Annotated in this window: 12 protein-coding genes; 4 read left to right on the top strand and 8 right to left on the bottom strand. The window is 40.3% G+C overall.

What is annotated here, in order from left to right; genetic code table 11:
- Positions 1–107: 107 nt before the first annotated feature.
- From EAH55_RS18360 to EAH55_RS18350, 3 genes are all read right to left on the bottom strand, one after another.
- A complete protein-coding gene (locus tag EAH55_RS18360) occupies positions 108–2,534 on the bottom strand; it encodes a hypothetical protein (protein WP_121810894.1) in 2,427 nt (808 codons plus the stop codon).
- 431 nt (positions 2,535–2,965) lie between these two features.
- Positions 2,966–3,535 carry a hypothetical protein gene (locus EAH55_RS18355; protein ID WP_121810893.1) on the bottom strand — a complete coding sequence of 190 codons (570 nt, stop codon included), beginning with the start codon at positions 3,533–3,535 and terminating at the stop codon, positions 2,966–2,968.
- A 102-nt stretch (positions 3,536–3,637) separates the two neighbouring features.
- The gene (locus EAH55_RS18350) at positions 3,638–5,686 is read right to left on the bottom strand and encodes a hypothetical protein (protein ID WP_121810892.1); all 2,049 of its coding nucleotides are present in this window, start codon (positions 5,684–5,686) and stop codon (positions 3,638–3,640) included.
- A 106-nt stretch (positions 5,687–5,792) separates the two neighbouring features.
- Between EAH55_RS18350 and EAH55_RS18345 the strand changes: the two genes are divergently transcribed.
- Entirely contained in the window at positions 5,793–6,239 is a 447-nt protein-coding gene (locus tag EAH55_RS18345; protein WP_162996940.1) for a lipocalin family protein, read from the top strand.
- Positions 6,240–6,246: 7 nt separating this feature from the next.
- Here the strand turns inward: EAH55_RS18345 and EAH55_RS18340 are convergent, their stop codons facing one another.
- The 5 genes from EAH55_RS18340 to EAH55_RS18320 all read right to left on the bottom strand — a co-directional run bounded on the left by EAH55_RS18340 (position 6,247) and on the right by EAH55_RS18320 (position 11,598).
- A complete protein-coding gene (locus EAH55_RS18340; protein WP_121810890.1) occupies positions 6,247–8,352 on the bottom strand; it encodes a hypothetical protein in 2,106 nt (701 codons plus the stop codon).
- A gap of 33 nt (positions 8,353–8,385) precedes the next feature.
- Complete coding sequence (locus EAH55_RS18335) at positions 8,386–8,826, bottom strand: hypothetical protein (protein ID WP_121810889.1); 441 nt, start codon at positions 8,824–8,826, stop codon at positions 8,386–8,388.
- 215 nt (positions 8,827–9,041) lie between these two features.
- A complete protein-coding gene (locus EAH55_RS18330) occupies positions 9,042–9,761 on the bottom strand; it encodes a hypothetical protein (RefSeq protein ID WP_162996939.1) in 720 nt (239 codons plus the stop codon).
- Positions 9,762–9,794: 33 nt separating this feature from the next.
- Complete coding sequence (locus tag EAH55_RS18325; RefSeq protein WP_121810887.1) at positions 9,795–11,054, bottom strand: PBSX family phage terminase large subunit; 1,260 nt, start codon at positions 11,052–11,054, stop codon at positions 9,795–9,797.
- Between the two features lie 49 nt (positions 11,055–11,103).
- Positions 11,104–11,598: a terminase small subunit gene (locus EAH55_RS18320; RefSeq protein ID WP_121810886.1), complete on the bottom strand. Its 495-nt coding sequence runs from the start codon at positions 11,596–11,598 to the stop codon at positions 11,104–11,106.
- Positions 11,599–11,747: 149 nt separating this feature from the next.
- On the opposite strand from EAH55_RS18320, the gene EAH55_RS18315 reads away from it, so the two are divergent.
- The 3 genes from EAH55_RS18315 (at position 11,748) to EAH55_RS18305 (ending at position 14,147) form a co-directional block, all read left to right on the top strand.
- On the top strand, positions 11,748–12,254 hold the full coding sequence (locus EAH55_RS18315) for an antitoxin Xre/MbcA/ParS toxin-binding domain-containing protein (RefSeq protein WP_114940446.1): 507 nt from the start codon (positions 11,748–11,750) through the stop codon (positions 12,252–12,254).
- A 99-nt stretch (positions 12,255–12,353) separates the two neighbouring features.
- A complete protein-coding gene (locus EAH55_RS18310) occupies positions 12,354–12,818 on the top strand; it encodes an RES family NAD+ phosphorylase (RefSeq protein ID WP_162996938.1) in 465 nt (154 codons plus the stop codon).
- A gap of 84 nt (positions 12,819–12,902) precedes the next feature.
- Positions 12,903–14,147, top strand: coding sequence for a BamA/TamA family outer membrane protein (locus EAH55_RS18305; protein ID WP_121810884.1), 1,245 nt, complete (start codon positions 12,903–12,905; stop codon positions 14,145–14,147).
- The last annotated feature ends 255 nt before the right edge of the window (positions 14,148–14,402 follow it).

The following is a 14,402-nucleotide window of genomic DNA, read 5'->3' as shown; positions in this document are numbered from 1 at the left end:
TAGAGGTTAGAGGTTAGAGGTTAGAGGTTAGAGGTTAGAGGTTAGAGGTTAGAGGTTAGAGGTTAGAGGTTAGAGGTATGTTTTCTGTGATAATTGGCATAGTTTATTTACAGATTTACGCGATTGATAGTTTGTGCAAGGATATTTTGTTGGTTGTTAATGTCCTTTACATCAACATAAACAGGAGGGAAGTTATTGATCATTTGATAGGCAAGGGTGTTGGCCAGATCTTTAACATCATTAACCGGTTGATTATAATAGCGGTTAGCATTACCGCCATCGGTAAATATACCACCTACAGCATAGCCGCGCCCTAGGTTAGGTATCGAAAAGTCGCGACCGCCATGTGCTACGTTTATAGCGCTTACCAGGTTACGCGCCCACGGGTTACGCATGGCTTCGGACACAACAATGGCTTCCCCTGAGCGGAGGTACGCATTTGTATTATCTGTACGGCTGTAACCAGGCAATAATGCTCCCCGACCGTCGGACTGATAGTGTAAACCGCCTTTTGCATATTGCGGTGGTTTTTGAGCTACCATGGTTGCAACCTGTAAAGCTGTAGACGCAATTATACCGGGAATTACAAAAGGAGCCAATACACCAGTTTGCGAAGTAGCTTTGGTAACAGCCAGCGCACCGTTAATAATAGCCTGAAGTATGGATGCTTTTTGTTCGGACTTAAAAGCTTTGACTTTTTCTGCAGCCTCCTTTTTTTGGTATTTATCCTCAATCGCTTTTTTCTGGGTATTTGTCAGGTTTTTATTGCTTAGTTCAGCTGCTTTGTCTTTTTCCAATCCTTTTACCCTGGCATCGCTTTGAGTTTTAATGTTATTTTGAATGATAGAAAAAGCTTTATCGGCCACTTGTTGTGCGTTTTGCAAGGCAAATTCTTTGCGTTGTTGCTCGTATTGCTGAGTTAATGTCGTAATATCCTTTTGCTTTTGATCTTCCAGTGCTTTGATTTTTTCGGCATTACCGGCAGCAAGATTTATTTCATAAGTGTATTTATCCTCAATAAGTTTTTTTTCTGCATCTAATTTCTGACCAGGTAACAGTGCTTTATCAACTTTTTTTTGATCCCTTGCCATTGTATCCTCGTGTTGCCGTGCATCAATCATTGCTTGCATTTGCTTTTGCGCTTCAGCAAAGTCATTTTTATTGAAAAACTGGATCTTATCGCCAATTCCGAGGTGAAATTTTTGCTGAAGCTCTTCACTTTTTTTGTTGTATTCTTCCTGGCTGATTAGCTTTTTGTTAAACTGTTCATTTAGTAAGGCAAGCTCGGTATCATAGTTTTGCTTATCAAGCTCAATTTGTTTAGCAAAATCAATTGCTTTGGCTTGAAGAATTGCGGTGCTTCTTGAAGATGCTATCTTTTTTTTCTGTTTGGAGTGTTCTTCTTCACTTATATGTATTTTAACAGAAGTGCCGGTAGGCAAGCCTCTATTACTATCCGGCTCGTTGATAACACCGTTTAATTGATCAAGCTGCTTTTGTAATTTTTGTATGCTTGCAAATGTTTTTGAACCTATGACGTCTGCATCAGTCAGTTTTTTTAAATCTTCAATTTGTTTTTTCACACGATTAATGGGGCTTTTTTGATCAAATGTTGCCCATTGTGTCTCAAATTTGAGGGCATTTGCTAACAGGGCATTAGCTTTGTCTTCAAAAGGTTTTGCCGCTTTTTTGCGGTTGTCCTCGGCAAGTTTCTTATAAATCTTTTTTATTTCAGGATCATTTGAGTTGGCTAATCCACTGTCCCAATAACTAATGCTGTCTTCATCGGATTTTGCCATTTCTTTTGCCGCCAAAACCTGGTTTTCGGCGGCTTCTTTAACAGCAGCCATTGCCGCCGCCTTGTACATCACTGATTTAATGTAATCTGCGGAATTGTTTTTTAATATGGTTTCGACCTCATCAAGGCTCTTAACCTGCCCAATGGTTTGACCTATAGTGTTATTATATTCTTTTACAACCTCCGATTTATCAATCATTCCTTTTCTCGCAAGACCTACTTTTATGCGAAGCATATCAACATTTTCGATAGCATGTGAATAATCGGTTGAGGATAGTCCCTTATTAAGACTATCTAAACTAAGTTTAGCAGCATCAATAGCTTCTTTTCCTTTAAAAAGAGCCATTGCCCAGTTAATTATTTCCGGTCCATATACGGCAAGGATAGCCAGACCTCCGGACAGTGCGCCTTCCCAAAGTGTGAATGCCCCTTCGGCTAATTCCGATCCTTTCTTTATTAGCCCCAGTACGTCTTTCCAGTTTAGAAATGCACTTACAATATCAGAAATCTTATTAGCAACCTTGTCTCCCGAATCGGTAAGGTTGAGGTTTTGCGTATTTAATTTGTCAACAGCATCGGTCAGTTTCGGAAGATCGGAGCTTAAGCTATTCAAAGGTTTTGACATGTCGGCAATCGCATTGCGCAAATTGACAAAGGCTTTGGTATACTGATCGAGTTGGCGCTGTCCGTCGCTGTTAATCTTAACATCGACGGTTATTTTTTTATCATCTGGCATATAATGTAAGTTGTTATTTGGTTGATCATTATTGGAAATAGGTATGAGAGGTGGAAATGTTTGAAAGAGCTACTGTAGGTAGGCGTTTTGTAGGATGGAAAGAAGGTTTTCTGTTTGAAAGATGTCGATGTTGTTTTCGACTGTAACCCACTTGTTTGTGACTGAAAGTGGGTTTTGTTTTTTATGAATATAGTTCCATATGGCATATTTGCTGCGCCATTAAGATAGCAGGTTTGCTGGTTTTTTAGAAAATTTGCTATCTTAAGTTAAGACTTATTGGATGTTTATATATGGCCGGACGAAGTAAACGGGAATAAGCCAACAAACAGCATGAAATAACCTGAACTGTGCTCGTAGTCATTACTATTTATGAGGTCAATTATCCTATAATTACGTACACAAAAACCAGTATTTTTTCTCAACTGCTTAAATTATGGCCGTTTGGTTATGCTTTGAATATTAAATTTAAACGCAGGGCTGCTAAAGCCTTCTTGTGGATCCATAAAATTGTCAAAATCAATAGTTTTTACGATATCCCTTACAAATGTTCCCGAAACCTTTACTCTATCTCCATCCTTCATTTCTTTCAGGGCATTTTTTACTGAATCTTCGCTATCGATTTGAGCATTAAATATTATTGTACCAGATTCCGGGACTTCTTCGTTTAAATAGGCATTCCTTGGAATCAATAGTCTAACATTTATATCATAATCATCATTTAAAAGCGGCGTCGTTTTTATTGTCTCCACAATCGCTAGCCATTGTTTTACATTTCCTTGCAGGGTGTCCTGTACAAATTTTAAAATTGCTGCTTTATGATATTTGAGAGCTTCACCTTTTTTTATTGGGCTGTCGTTTACTAAAAAGGCAGAGTCAGCAATTTCAACTCTTTTGATCAGAGCAAGTTCTGAAGCCGGCATGTTATCCAATTGGCCTCCATGTTGTGTATTATTGCAGGCCGAAAACAAAAGTAACGCAGGAATCAGTCGTGATAATTTCATGTTGTAGGTTTATTGATTTACGGTAAAATAAAATGCTAATTTTTTTGGTAAATATACTATTTATATAATATGGTACAAGCTATATTTAACAATTAATAGTTATCATCCCAGTTTTACCAATTCAACTTTTGTTGGTTGTCCCTTACGCCAACTGTCAATTTTATTAATGTAGTAGTAAGAACTGTCTTGTTCAAGGTATACCGGAATAAGCAGATCAAGTTCCAATATATCGCGTGACGTGAGCAAAAAATATCTGACCACCTTTTTTGTTTGTGTAAGTATTTTTTCGAGCTGAGGATAATATTGTGTTTTCAAACCTGGTAATACATTGCCATTGATCCCTGGCTTATCGCAAAAGCAGAGATTGAACTCTCCATCGGGTTTGTAAAAATAGGGCACGGATATAATATAATTTACCTCTACGGTCTTTTCTCCGTCGGTAAATTTTACAGTGGGCGAGTCTTTGAGATTGAGTAGGTTTAATTTCTGATCAATCAATATCCTTGGCGATGTATTGATACTAAAATCATTGCTATCACTGTCCGGATCAAGCTTTTTAATCTGGGCTATGGTTCCACCGGTAAAAGCCCGGTTAAGGGTAGGGGCAAACTGGCTTTCAAACAAATCTGCACTGGCGGGCAAGGTTTTATCTTTTACTATGATTTCAGAATCAGCTAATTTTTTAGGCAGTACGTTATCATCATCCCTGTATTTCATATAATTAACCTGCGCATAACCGCCGAGTTGAAAACTTATGGTTTTACCCTGATCAATACATTTAGTTGTCCAGTTTTTTGCGATAGGAATATTGTCAACAATATCTGCAAATGAGTTAAAAGAAACGGTTCGGCTGCTGTTGTCTGTTTGGCAAACTATCCCAAATCGTTGCAGCGTATCCTTCAATAAATCTTTCTGACTTATGTCCGGAAAAATACGTTCGCATTGAACCTGTTGGCCATACAAAACCGGTTTTTGATCAACATCAAACCTAAATGCCGCGCCCTTGTGAATAAATACCGTAGTGTTATAACGATGCAGGTGGTAAGTGATAAATACAGAATCGCCTTTGTTGAGTTCGAAATCGTACGTCAATTTTAAGTTTTTGACGGTTTCCGTACGTTCGCGGGTATTTGGCGGATATGCCTTATCGGTAAAGTTTATGGTTTGCCTGGTTGCCTCGCTTTCGTGCCCGCTGGCATCGCGATAATTGATAATGAGTTCAAAGTAGCCGTTGTCGCCCGTATTGGCCACACCATGCATGTCCAGGTCAAGAATAAGGCTCGCAGTACCATTAACCCGGTCGGTTGCATGGTATTCCTGAAATCCTATTGGCAATGTTCTGTCTGTATTATCATTGGCGTGCATACCTAACTGTCCGCCGTCAATTACAAGCTCCTTGTTGGTTACATACAATAACGAAGCTGATTTACTTAAACCATCAACAGAATTCTGAAAATCCGTACCATGTTCAAACTCGTCATTGGCAAACTGGCATATGAGTTTAGGATATAACTCGTTTTTAAGCAAAGAGCCGCTTGCCTTATAACCGGTATTGCCGATCATGAGTTCAATTGCTGTTTTAATGAAAAAGCCGGGGCGCATAGTATAAACATCCAAAGGTTTATCAAAGTCAATCTCATTGATCGACCCATAGTCAACAACAGGCCAGATCCAGCCTTCTTCTTTTTTTTGCGATGCAACAATGGTTTCCAGGTTCCAGGGATGGTCATAAACCTGCCATGGCAGGTTTTTTCCTAAATTAGTAACCGAGCTGGTGCTGTCGCCCATATCGTAAATTTTACCTTCCAGCGCGTCAAAAAAATCAACATTACCGCTTAAGATGGTTACGTTAGCCATATCTTGCTCAATACCGTTGAGCACAGCCAGTCCGTAGGGGATAATTTCGAGCCCATCTTGTATAACTTTTGCCTGGTAATTATCATAGGGCAGGGCAGAGGTAAAAGCTATATCATCCGGAAAGCCAAGGATTTGCCGGTTACGTTGCGTTAAAGGGAGTTGAAATTGATTGCTGGTATTGCCCTGCTGGTTTTTAACCTCGGCCAGGTTATTGATCTGGAAGGTAAGCGCTATAGGGCTATCATCGCTCAAGTCGACCAATTGATCATTAATATAAAGTTGAATCTGGTTCATAGGACTGTTAGTAGAGGCTGTTTAAAAACAATTGGTTTGTTATCAATAATTTATTAAGTTTATTTGTTGCTTCCGGCTCAGGGAGCAACCCTAAAATTGCATTTCAATGCATATGAAATTTTTCTTTGTGGTTGTTGCATTGGCGTGCTGCCTGTTATCATGTAAAAAGGACAATGGTGCCGCCAATCCTGAGGTTACTATTGTGGGCAAATGGTATCTGAAAAAATACCATACCCGCAGCTACAAGAACAACGAGCTGCTGAGGGATACAAGTCGGTCCAATTATAGCACTACTGATTTTGAAGTTTTTGATGCTGACGGCTCTGGATACACGTCAAATCTTACCCCAGCGGGCGAAACAGCCCTGATAAAATACAATTACACCTTAAATGGGAAAGTGTTAATAATAAGCCGTGATACGCCTGCTTTTTATGCCGGTACCTATACGGTTATTCAGCTTACAGAAAATACACTTGAGGTTACCTATGAAAGCTCAACCGTTTTTAATGGTGATCATTACCACGGAATTGATAACATACTTTTTAAAAGGTAGCCATTATTTACTGGGTTTGAATATTTATTGATGGCATATTGAACGTAACACTAAAAGGAGCCTGTCCGTTGCGTGTTTCATACTCACTGTAGGTTGCCGTATTGATTACTATGGTTTGCCATTTAACAGGGTTTTTATTCATCAACATTTGAACTTTTGGAGAATATTTTATGGATTGCAGCCCACGGATATCATTTACCGACAGGTCTTCGGCCATAACTTTCATTTTTTGCCCTGCGCTTTTGCTAATCACTTCTTCAATCCCTTGTTGGGTTTGCCAGTTTTGCACAAAGTTTTTGATGATGACCGCGTTCTGAACATCCAGGCTTACTTCCTGATTAAATACAAAACGATAGTAGTTCCAGGCGCCGCTCAGCCCGATCCATCTCAGATATACTGAGTTATCATCAACCGCGTCATCAATCCTAACGGTTTGTACCTGCGTTAAGGAATGTGTGCCCTTTTCATCGTCATACCTGATCTGGAGGTTGAAATAATATGCCTCAGTTGGAAAATTTGCATTGATGACTAACCGGTGCAAGCCCGCAAGACCTGTTAATGGCATTGTGAAAGAGGTTTGATTGCCGATGCTAAACCTGCTGCCATCTTCATTCAGGATCCATGAATTATCTTCATTTTGCAGATAATCCGGTTCTGAACCGCCGGGGAGTTGGTTCCGGTTGATATCAAGCAAAGTAAGTTGGCAATAGGGTTGAAGCGTTGACATCTCATCGGTATAAAGAAATCCGATATCAAATGGATATCCGGTGGAGTAAGCAGGTTCTTTAAAATCTGTTATCCACTGTGCGGGCGAATTGATATTGGGTACATAGGCGGCAAGGTTCCCCCCGTATTTATCTCCGAGCTGTTTGGCGGCATAAACTACGTAGTACGGATGCTGAATTTGGTTGAAGCTGCTTGTAAAACCTTCGGCTGAGCCATCATCATAATGTTGAGCATATTCAACCATAAAATCGGCACAGAGATTTGTATCGCGGTAATCAATCTGGTTGTAATTATTGCTGTCAAAAGGGCGTAATAGGCTTTGTAAAAAGTTTGACAGGTCTGCCTTAATCAGTCCTGCATTATCCGGGCGGTTTACTGATTTTATTGTAGCCGACACGTTAGTTAACGGATCGGTATAGATAATACGGGTATGCAGTTCGTAATATGGATACATGCTATTTATATTGATAAAGCCGGTATTATCGCTGCCTGTAAATGGTGTGTTAATCACAATGGTGCTTGTACCGATGATTTTCTCTACAACATAAACGCCTTTATATGTCGGCGTATTCAGGTAAACTTTATCGCCTGCCTTTACTTTTATCAATCTGGTATTAGGGTCGTCAAAATTTGCGTTAACGCTGATACTCGCGTAGCCTTTTTCACTATCGGCCGTTATACTTTTTATGGTAAGATCTTTCCGTTGATAGGTAAACACTATGGGATTAAATGCGGCGTTCCAGCGGGAAATAGATCTATCTGGTAGTGTTACTGAAGGATCACCGGTTAATAGGTTGGTAGCTGTTGAAATACTTACATCAGCAGTATCGGTGCAGCCCAGTGGATTACTGTCTTTAACCATTACATGTTTTAATCCACCGCTTAACCCTGTAAAAATGGCTGAACTTTGCCAGCTTACACCCATGTCAATACTATACAATATCGATGCAAAACTTGAGCTTGCATTAACTGTGATCTGGGCGTCTGCAGCTCCGGGAGCAGATTCGATCTTATTAATATCGAGATAGTTTATCTTCAGATCGCAAACAGAAGGGTTAACAGGCGGGGTGCTGCCTGCCTTTACAGAAATTAAAGTGAACGATACGTAATCACTTCGGATCATATCGCCCTGGGGACTGTATTCAAAATCCCTAATCACTCCCGAATAAAGTGGGAACGATTGCCCGGCCACTATAACCGTGTAATTACTTGTTACCCCGTTTTGGTTACGCTGATAAGTTACTTCGCAATTGTTGCCATTAGTAGGTTGCCGGGTGTCTGCGTCAATAATACTTATGAATACATCGCCTTGGTCTATTTGTCCGCCGTTTTGATCGGGGTAGGTTGTTGAGCTGATGATTTCATTTATTGTAGCTGTAATATTCATTTATTTACGAGTTTGTTTTAAGGAGGGAATTAATTAAAAAATGTCGAAGTACATGGTTGATAGTGTTATAGTTAAACCAACTCCTGTGGTATTAACATCAAACTTGTTATAAACCGGTACACATTTGGCTTTTTGCCCTGCCTTGATCCTAAAATATCTGCCCTCACCTTCGCGGTATTTGGAGGCCTTTACTACAAACTGATTGGCCATTTGCTGCGCCTGCGCTATGTAGGTTTCATTGTCGGCGGTATACTGTCCAAAATCCGTTTTAAACAGGAACTCCATATAAACGGTAAATGTATTATCGACAGAACCATTAACCTGCGGACTAACCTCAATGGGCTGTGGTGGATAAAGAAATACGCATGGAAAGGTAATGTCATCTGCAAGGGTATTTAATTCGGCCTGGGTACCGTAGGCAAATGACGGATGGCTGTTAAGTGTTTGTACAACAGCTTCTATTTGGTTACGCATAATAATTATAAGGCCCAAATCCCCGGTTTGGGTGGGTTAAATGTGTTAATAGCCTTGCCAGGGATAAGGCGCTTAAATTGAGGTTTGAGATAGTTCGCTGTACCGTTTTTGATACTCGGCCTCGGTTTTGTTTAACAGGAGTTTGGTGAGTACCCGCTCATACGGCATACTCATGATCAGGTGCCATTTGGTAATATCGCCACCGGCTAATGAGTTTACGGTATTGATATACTTGAATTTTTCGAACGATTGGATCCCCGCCCGTTTTTCAAGCGCGGTAGGAGCCGAAGCCAGAAGTTTGTTTTCGGTATCGATAAGTTGGGATAACATGTAAAAAAATGTTTGGAAATGGGCAGTGCCTCCGTTACCCTCAACTTTTTTACTTCATCCACAAAGCTTTCAACCTCATATTCATTGTATTGTTTGCCTGTTGCCCGGCAGTAAAAATATTGCGCCAAAACCTGGCAGCATGCATTTAGTGAAGGGTTAAATTGCTCCTGCCAATCATCTTCGCCATGGGTTTTTATATGCGTGTTTATTTCTTCGGTAATGATATCGCGTGCCGCCATAAAAGCGCCAGCCGGTTCAACCGAAAGGTTTTGCATTACTTTTACCATTGTTTCTTTGGGCGACGATCCGTTGATGCCTGGTAATGTGAAAGTTACCTCTTTCGGGATCACATTGCTACTGTATAGGTATTTGATCTGGTTCGACAATGAAAACACTGTGTCGCCAAACTGGTGCAACTCATCATAGTTTTTGATATTCTGAAGCTCAGGAACGGGTATACCGGAAAGTATGCTGATCGCTTCAATGTCTGTTATATCAGTCTTTGCCTGCAGGTACATCATTTGACCAAGGCTTATTTCATTTAGTTGCGTTGGCATCTGAATGCAAAGCTTACCCACTGTGGTTTTTACTATTCGTTCTATCATAATTAAAATTTGTATCGGTTTAGATCAAAATGCTCAGATCAGTCCGTGTAACGCGTTTGTTTGTTGGCTGCTTTGGTGTTGAGGCAGGCGCGATTGAAGTTTTCCGGTATTGCTTATTCTTAATTTATTAAGAGCGATATACCTTAAGGGATCTATCAAGTGGTTCCATGAATCAACCGGTTCATTAACGGTTTTGCCTGTTGTATCTACACGCCATTTGTAACGGTTAAGCTCATTACGAAGGTTTACACTGTTACGTGTTACATTTATTTTGTAACGCCTCAGGATATCAATAGAGTTCTTGACGCTGTCGGCGCCTTTTTTTGCGGCCGTGGTACGCCAACCCAGGCGTTTTAGTTCTTCAATTGATTTTGGTTCGGCGCTATCGGCAATGATCTCGTTGTTGATGCTTACCCCCGCTGCTTTTAATTTTGCAGATATATCGGTATTGGTTAAACCTGTTTCGTAAAACAATTCATTGGCCCACAACTCACCATTTTGCTGGTATAGCTCGATACAGCCGGTTTCATCATTGGTAAAACCGAAATCCAGGCCCAAGGCTATTAAACGTGCATCTGACGGGATAGATTCGCAGATATGCCAGTTGTCAAATATCAGCCCGGTTATTTTGCCGGTTAGGCCGCGGGCGTATACCTTCCACAGCTCAATATCAACGGTTTTTAAGGCTTCTATTTTGTCACGCACTTCCTGTGCTAAAAACGGGTTATGCCTGTGATCGGAGACAATAAGTTGTACCCCCGGTTTCCCGATCAGGTGTTCATGTACCCAAAAGCCTGAGTTAGGGTTATAGTCGATAAAAATGCGCTTTTTAGTACGAAGGGCCAGTTCGGTATATACATCCCATGTAAGGCCATTAGCTTCATTTATAAATAAATAGTCACGCTTCCCAGACTTAGCATCCTGGCTATTATCGTAACTTTTGAACTCGATTATGCTACCGTTAGCGAACTCAAAAATACGATCACTTTTATTATAGTTTTTAATTTTTGCCTGTAAAACCGGCGAGGAGTTGTATATATTCAACGCATCGCGCATAGCGCCTGCTTTAAGGTTAGGGATATCCTGGCCTACTATAGTGATTACCTGCTTGGGGCTTTCGCCGGCGATACAAAATAGAGCCTGTTCAATGGCAAATGTTTTGCCGCTGCTGGTACCGCCCTGATTAATCACTATGTGCGCGGTTGAAAGATAATTTTGTTTAAACAGGATTGAACACTGAAAACCTTCTGGTTCTTTAAGTGTAATTTCGGTACTTATTTCGTCATTGGTCATGATTGTTAATTGTTAATCTGCAGGCGGAGGTGTCCTTAGTATACAAGTGTTATAACTTTACATCTTTTTCGCTGCAGGCAGGGGGAGGACCGGAGTTAACGATCTCTACTTTGAGGGTATTTTCAGTTTCTGTATTCGCTGATGCCGGGTCATGTTTCTCGCTCCATCCCATGCTTTTTAACGCGAACATTGCGCCCGTTGTATTTTGATGTAAATGAGCTTCATAGCCTGCTTCTATACGCAAAATTCCCTGTTTAATAGCTTGGGAGAAACGGCCATGTTGCACATAATCCTGAAATTCCTGGCGGCTGTTAAAGCCAAGGGCGATGGCCAATCCAGAGAGGGTGGCAGGTTCAGGCTCACGGTCCCAAACTTTGTGTTCAATTGTTTCTGCATTGTCTTTGTTGCTTTTTAAAGGTTTTTGTTCGAGGTGATATTCACCTTTTATAGTGTCGAAATAATTATCAATAAGCCGCCTAACCTGGGCGACACTATTGCAGGAAGATATATCGGATTTCATTATGTTATCAATGCCGAATGGCATAAAAGAATAATCAAATGTCGGAAATATATTTTACAATTACTAATTTTATTGGTAATAATTTTTGTGCTGATAAAAGCCCAAATGGTAAGTGGTGATTATGAATAAATGTAAATATTTTCTTTTTTAATAGAAAATATTTACATTTGTATATGAGCAAAGCAATCAAACACCGTAGTACGGCTATCGAAGCCAGGCAAGGGCAGGCGGCATCCCGTCCTTATGTATTTACCGATGCGCCTATGCAGGTTTTTAATGATCTGCTGGTGCCTTATGAAACCTATTTTAAATCGCCTTTAGCTAAACTTGGGGCTATAAAACAAGGGTTGCATTCCAATTCCATCACCGATTTACTAAAAGTAACCGGCGCAACTCAAAGTGATATTGCCAAATGGCTGCATATTACTGAGCCTACCTTACGTAAGCATCTGCAAAGCGCCCATGAATTAAACCAGGGGCTTAGCGAGCATATTATCCAGCTTTTTGAACTTTTTGATAAAGGCCTTGATACATTTGGTGCCCTTGATCAGTTTAAAGGCTGGTTAAAACAATACAATCCGGGTATCGATGCTGTTCCTTATGACCTGCTTGATACCATAACAGGTATTAGTATTGTGATAAGTCAGCTGATCCGCATTGATTATGGCGTGCTTGCTTAATATTAAATATTGAATTAATGATTTAGTGAATTGTTGATTACTATCAACCGAACTGTATTTTTGATCACTAAATAGTTTATTAATCTATCCTTCTATCTTTTGAACGTTTACCGGATAAGTCAAACTAAGTATGCGCATGACCGCAAAGGTTCAGGTATTGACGGTCGCTGGAATTCATTGGGGCAATACATGATCTATACAGGAGGTTCCCTGGCTCTTTCATGTCTCGAAAAACTGGCTCATTCCCCTGGTACAGCTTTGTACGCCGGCGACTTTTCCGTAATTATATTTCAAATACCCGATACTCTGCCCATATTTGAGATCACTTTAAACCAGCTTCAAAAGCTTAATGCCAATTGGTATAAGGTAATCAATTACCCGGCTACCCAAATGCTTGGTGATACCTGGCTTCGTAAAATGGAAACAGCTGTTTTGAAGGTACCCTCGGCAATTATCGATCTGGAGTATAATTACCTGTTCAACCCGGCCCATCCCGATTACGACAAGATAACCATCAGCGCCGTAAATAAGTTCACTTTCGATCCCCGGCTCAAGGCGCAATAAGACTTTGCACAAACAAATAACTTAAATAATTATTTTATAATTGCACGGATATAACCTTTACACATCCTGCATCGAATAATTATAATGGGTATTAACAAAACAGGCATTTTAATATTTGCAGGCTTGCTCATAGGCATACGGGTGCATGCCCAAGATCAAAAATACATCCCCATAGGGCATACTAAATATAAGGATACAATACTTGTCACCCATCCCGATACCACCTTTGATAAAGATATTTTTGATGTTATAGGATCCATTTTTGGCGAAAGCAAGAAGCCAGGTAAGGTTGACTCTGTAACTTCAAAACCTGTAATATCAATTATCCCTGCCATAGGATATACTTTGCAAACCGGCCTGGCCGGTACCATATCCGGCAATGTAATTTTCAGGTTAGCGCCAGATACGCGTATCTCCACAATCACAGTAAATCCTGCGTACACTCAAAATAAACAGGTAATTATCCCCATACAATCAAACATCTGGTCAAAAAACAATAAGTATGATTTTATCGGCGATTTCAGGTTTTACAAATATCCGCAAAGCAGTTTTGGTTTGGGCAGTAATTCTGACAGGGATAATGAGAATCCTTTAGTTTATAGCTTTTTCCGTTTTCATGAGACTGTATTGCGCAATGTAACCGGAAATTTTTATGCCGGTTTGGGCTATATTTTTGATGATAGGTGGAATATGTACGAGAAAGGGCAGCTCAATGGAAAGGTATCGGATTATGAACGATACGGCCCCGTTAGTCATGCCATATCGACAGGGATAACATTTAGCGGATTGTATGACAGCCGCGATAACCCGATCAATGCATCGCGTGGGTTTTACAGCTCATTGCAGTACCGGGACAATTATACTTTTTTAGGAAGTACAACCGCCTGGCGTTCATTAATTGTTGACGTGCGTAAGTATTTCAGGTTTCCTGAAAGTTCAGATAACGTGCTGGCATTTTGGTCATACGATTGGTTGGTACTACACGGCCGCCCGGCCTACCTTGATTTGCCAGCCACCGGGCATGATCCAAGTTTTACTACGGGCCGTGGGTATATACAGGGCAGGTTCAGAGGTGCGCAAATGGTTTACCTGGAAAGTGAGTACCGGTTTAAAATAATGCGCAATGGATTATTGGGCGGCGTGGCCTTTGTAAACGGCGAATCGTTTTCGGCAGCGCCAGGTACGGTCTTGCAAACTATGCAGCCCGGTTTTGGCGCGGGTTTAAGAGTAAAGCTAAACAAAGTGTCTAAAACCAATATTGCCATCGACTACGGTTTCGGGCGTGAAGGATCAAAAGGCCTGTTTATTAATGTGGGCGAGGTGTTTTAATTGCTGTATATTAATTTGACTGACAGTGTATTGTATACACGTCGGATTTTAATTTTTGTATTTATTACAATTAAAAGTCCCTGAAAACGGCTTGTTGTTTATTTGTTTTTTGCATTTTTATTAAAAGTGCGTTGTGGCACAATAAAATAGCAACTTTTGCATGAATATTGACGTATATCATACAAAGGTTAAAAAAAGTTAAAAAATTAATTTGTTTAACTACAATTAATGAAATTTGTAATTATTTATTGCTAT

It is taken from the genome of Mucilaginibacter kameinonensis, assembly GCF_003675385.1.
In the GTDB taxonomy this organism is placed as follows: Bacteria; Bacteroidota; Bacteroidia; order Sphingobacteriales; family Sphingobacteriaceae; genus Mucilaginibacter; species Mucilaginibacter kameinonensis.
Note: the sequence above shows the minus strand (reverse complement) of the source record. Positions and strands in the feature narration are given on the sequence as shown.

Bases quoted from the DNA above. Each gene is read 5' to 3' on its own strand.
- EAH55_RS18360 (WP_121810894.1), bottom strand. From the start codon at position 2,534: ATGCCAGATGATAAAAAAATAACCGTCGATGTTAAGATTAACAGCGAC.
- EAH55_RS18355 (WP_121810893.1), bottom strand. From the start codon at position 3,535: ATGAAATTATCACGACTGATTCCTGCGTTACTTTTGTTTTCGGCCTGC.
- EAH55_RS18350 (WP_121810892.1), bottom strand. From the start codon at position 5,686: ATGAACCAGATTCAACTTTATATTAATGATCAATTGGTCGACTTGAGC.
- EAH55_RS18345 (WP_162996940.1), top strand. From the start codon at position 5,793: ATGCATATGAAATTTTTCTTTGTGGTTGTTGCATTGGCGTGCTGCCTG.
- EAH55_RS18340 (WP_121810890.1), bottom strand. From the start codon at position 8,352: ATGAATATTACAGCTACAATAAATGAAATCATCAGCTCAACAACCTAC.
- EAH55_RS18335 (WP_121810889.1), bottom strand. From the start codon at position 8,826: ATGCGTAACCAAATAGAAGCTGTTGTACAAACACTTAACAGCCATCCG.
- EAH55_RS18330 (WP_162996939.1), bottom strand. From the start codon at position 9,761: ATGATAGAACGAATAGTAAAAACCACAGTGGGTAAGCTTTGCATTCAG.
- EAH55_RS18325 (WP_121810887.1), bottom strand. From the start codon at position 11,054: ATGACCAATGACGAAATAAGTACCGAAATTACACTTAAAGAACCAGAA.
- EAH55_RS18320 (WP_121810886.1), bottom strand. From the start codon at position 11,598: ATGCCATTCGGCATTGATAACATAATGAAATCCGATATATCTTCCTGC.
- EAH55_RS18315 (WP_114940446.1), top strand. From the start codon at position 11,748: ATGAGCAAAGCAATCAAACACCGTAGTACGGCTATCGAAGCCAGGCAA.
- EAH55_RS18305 (WP_121810884.1), top strand. From the start codon at position 12,903: ATGGGTATTAACAAAACAGGCATTTTAATATTTGCAGGCTTGCTCATA.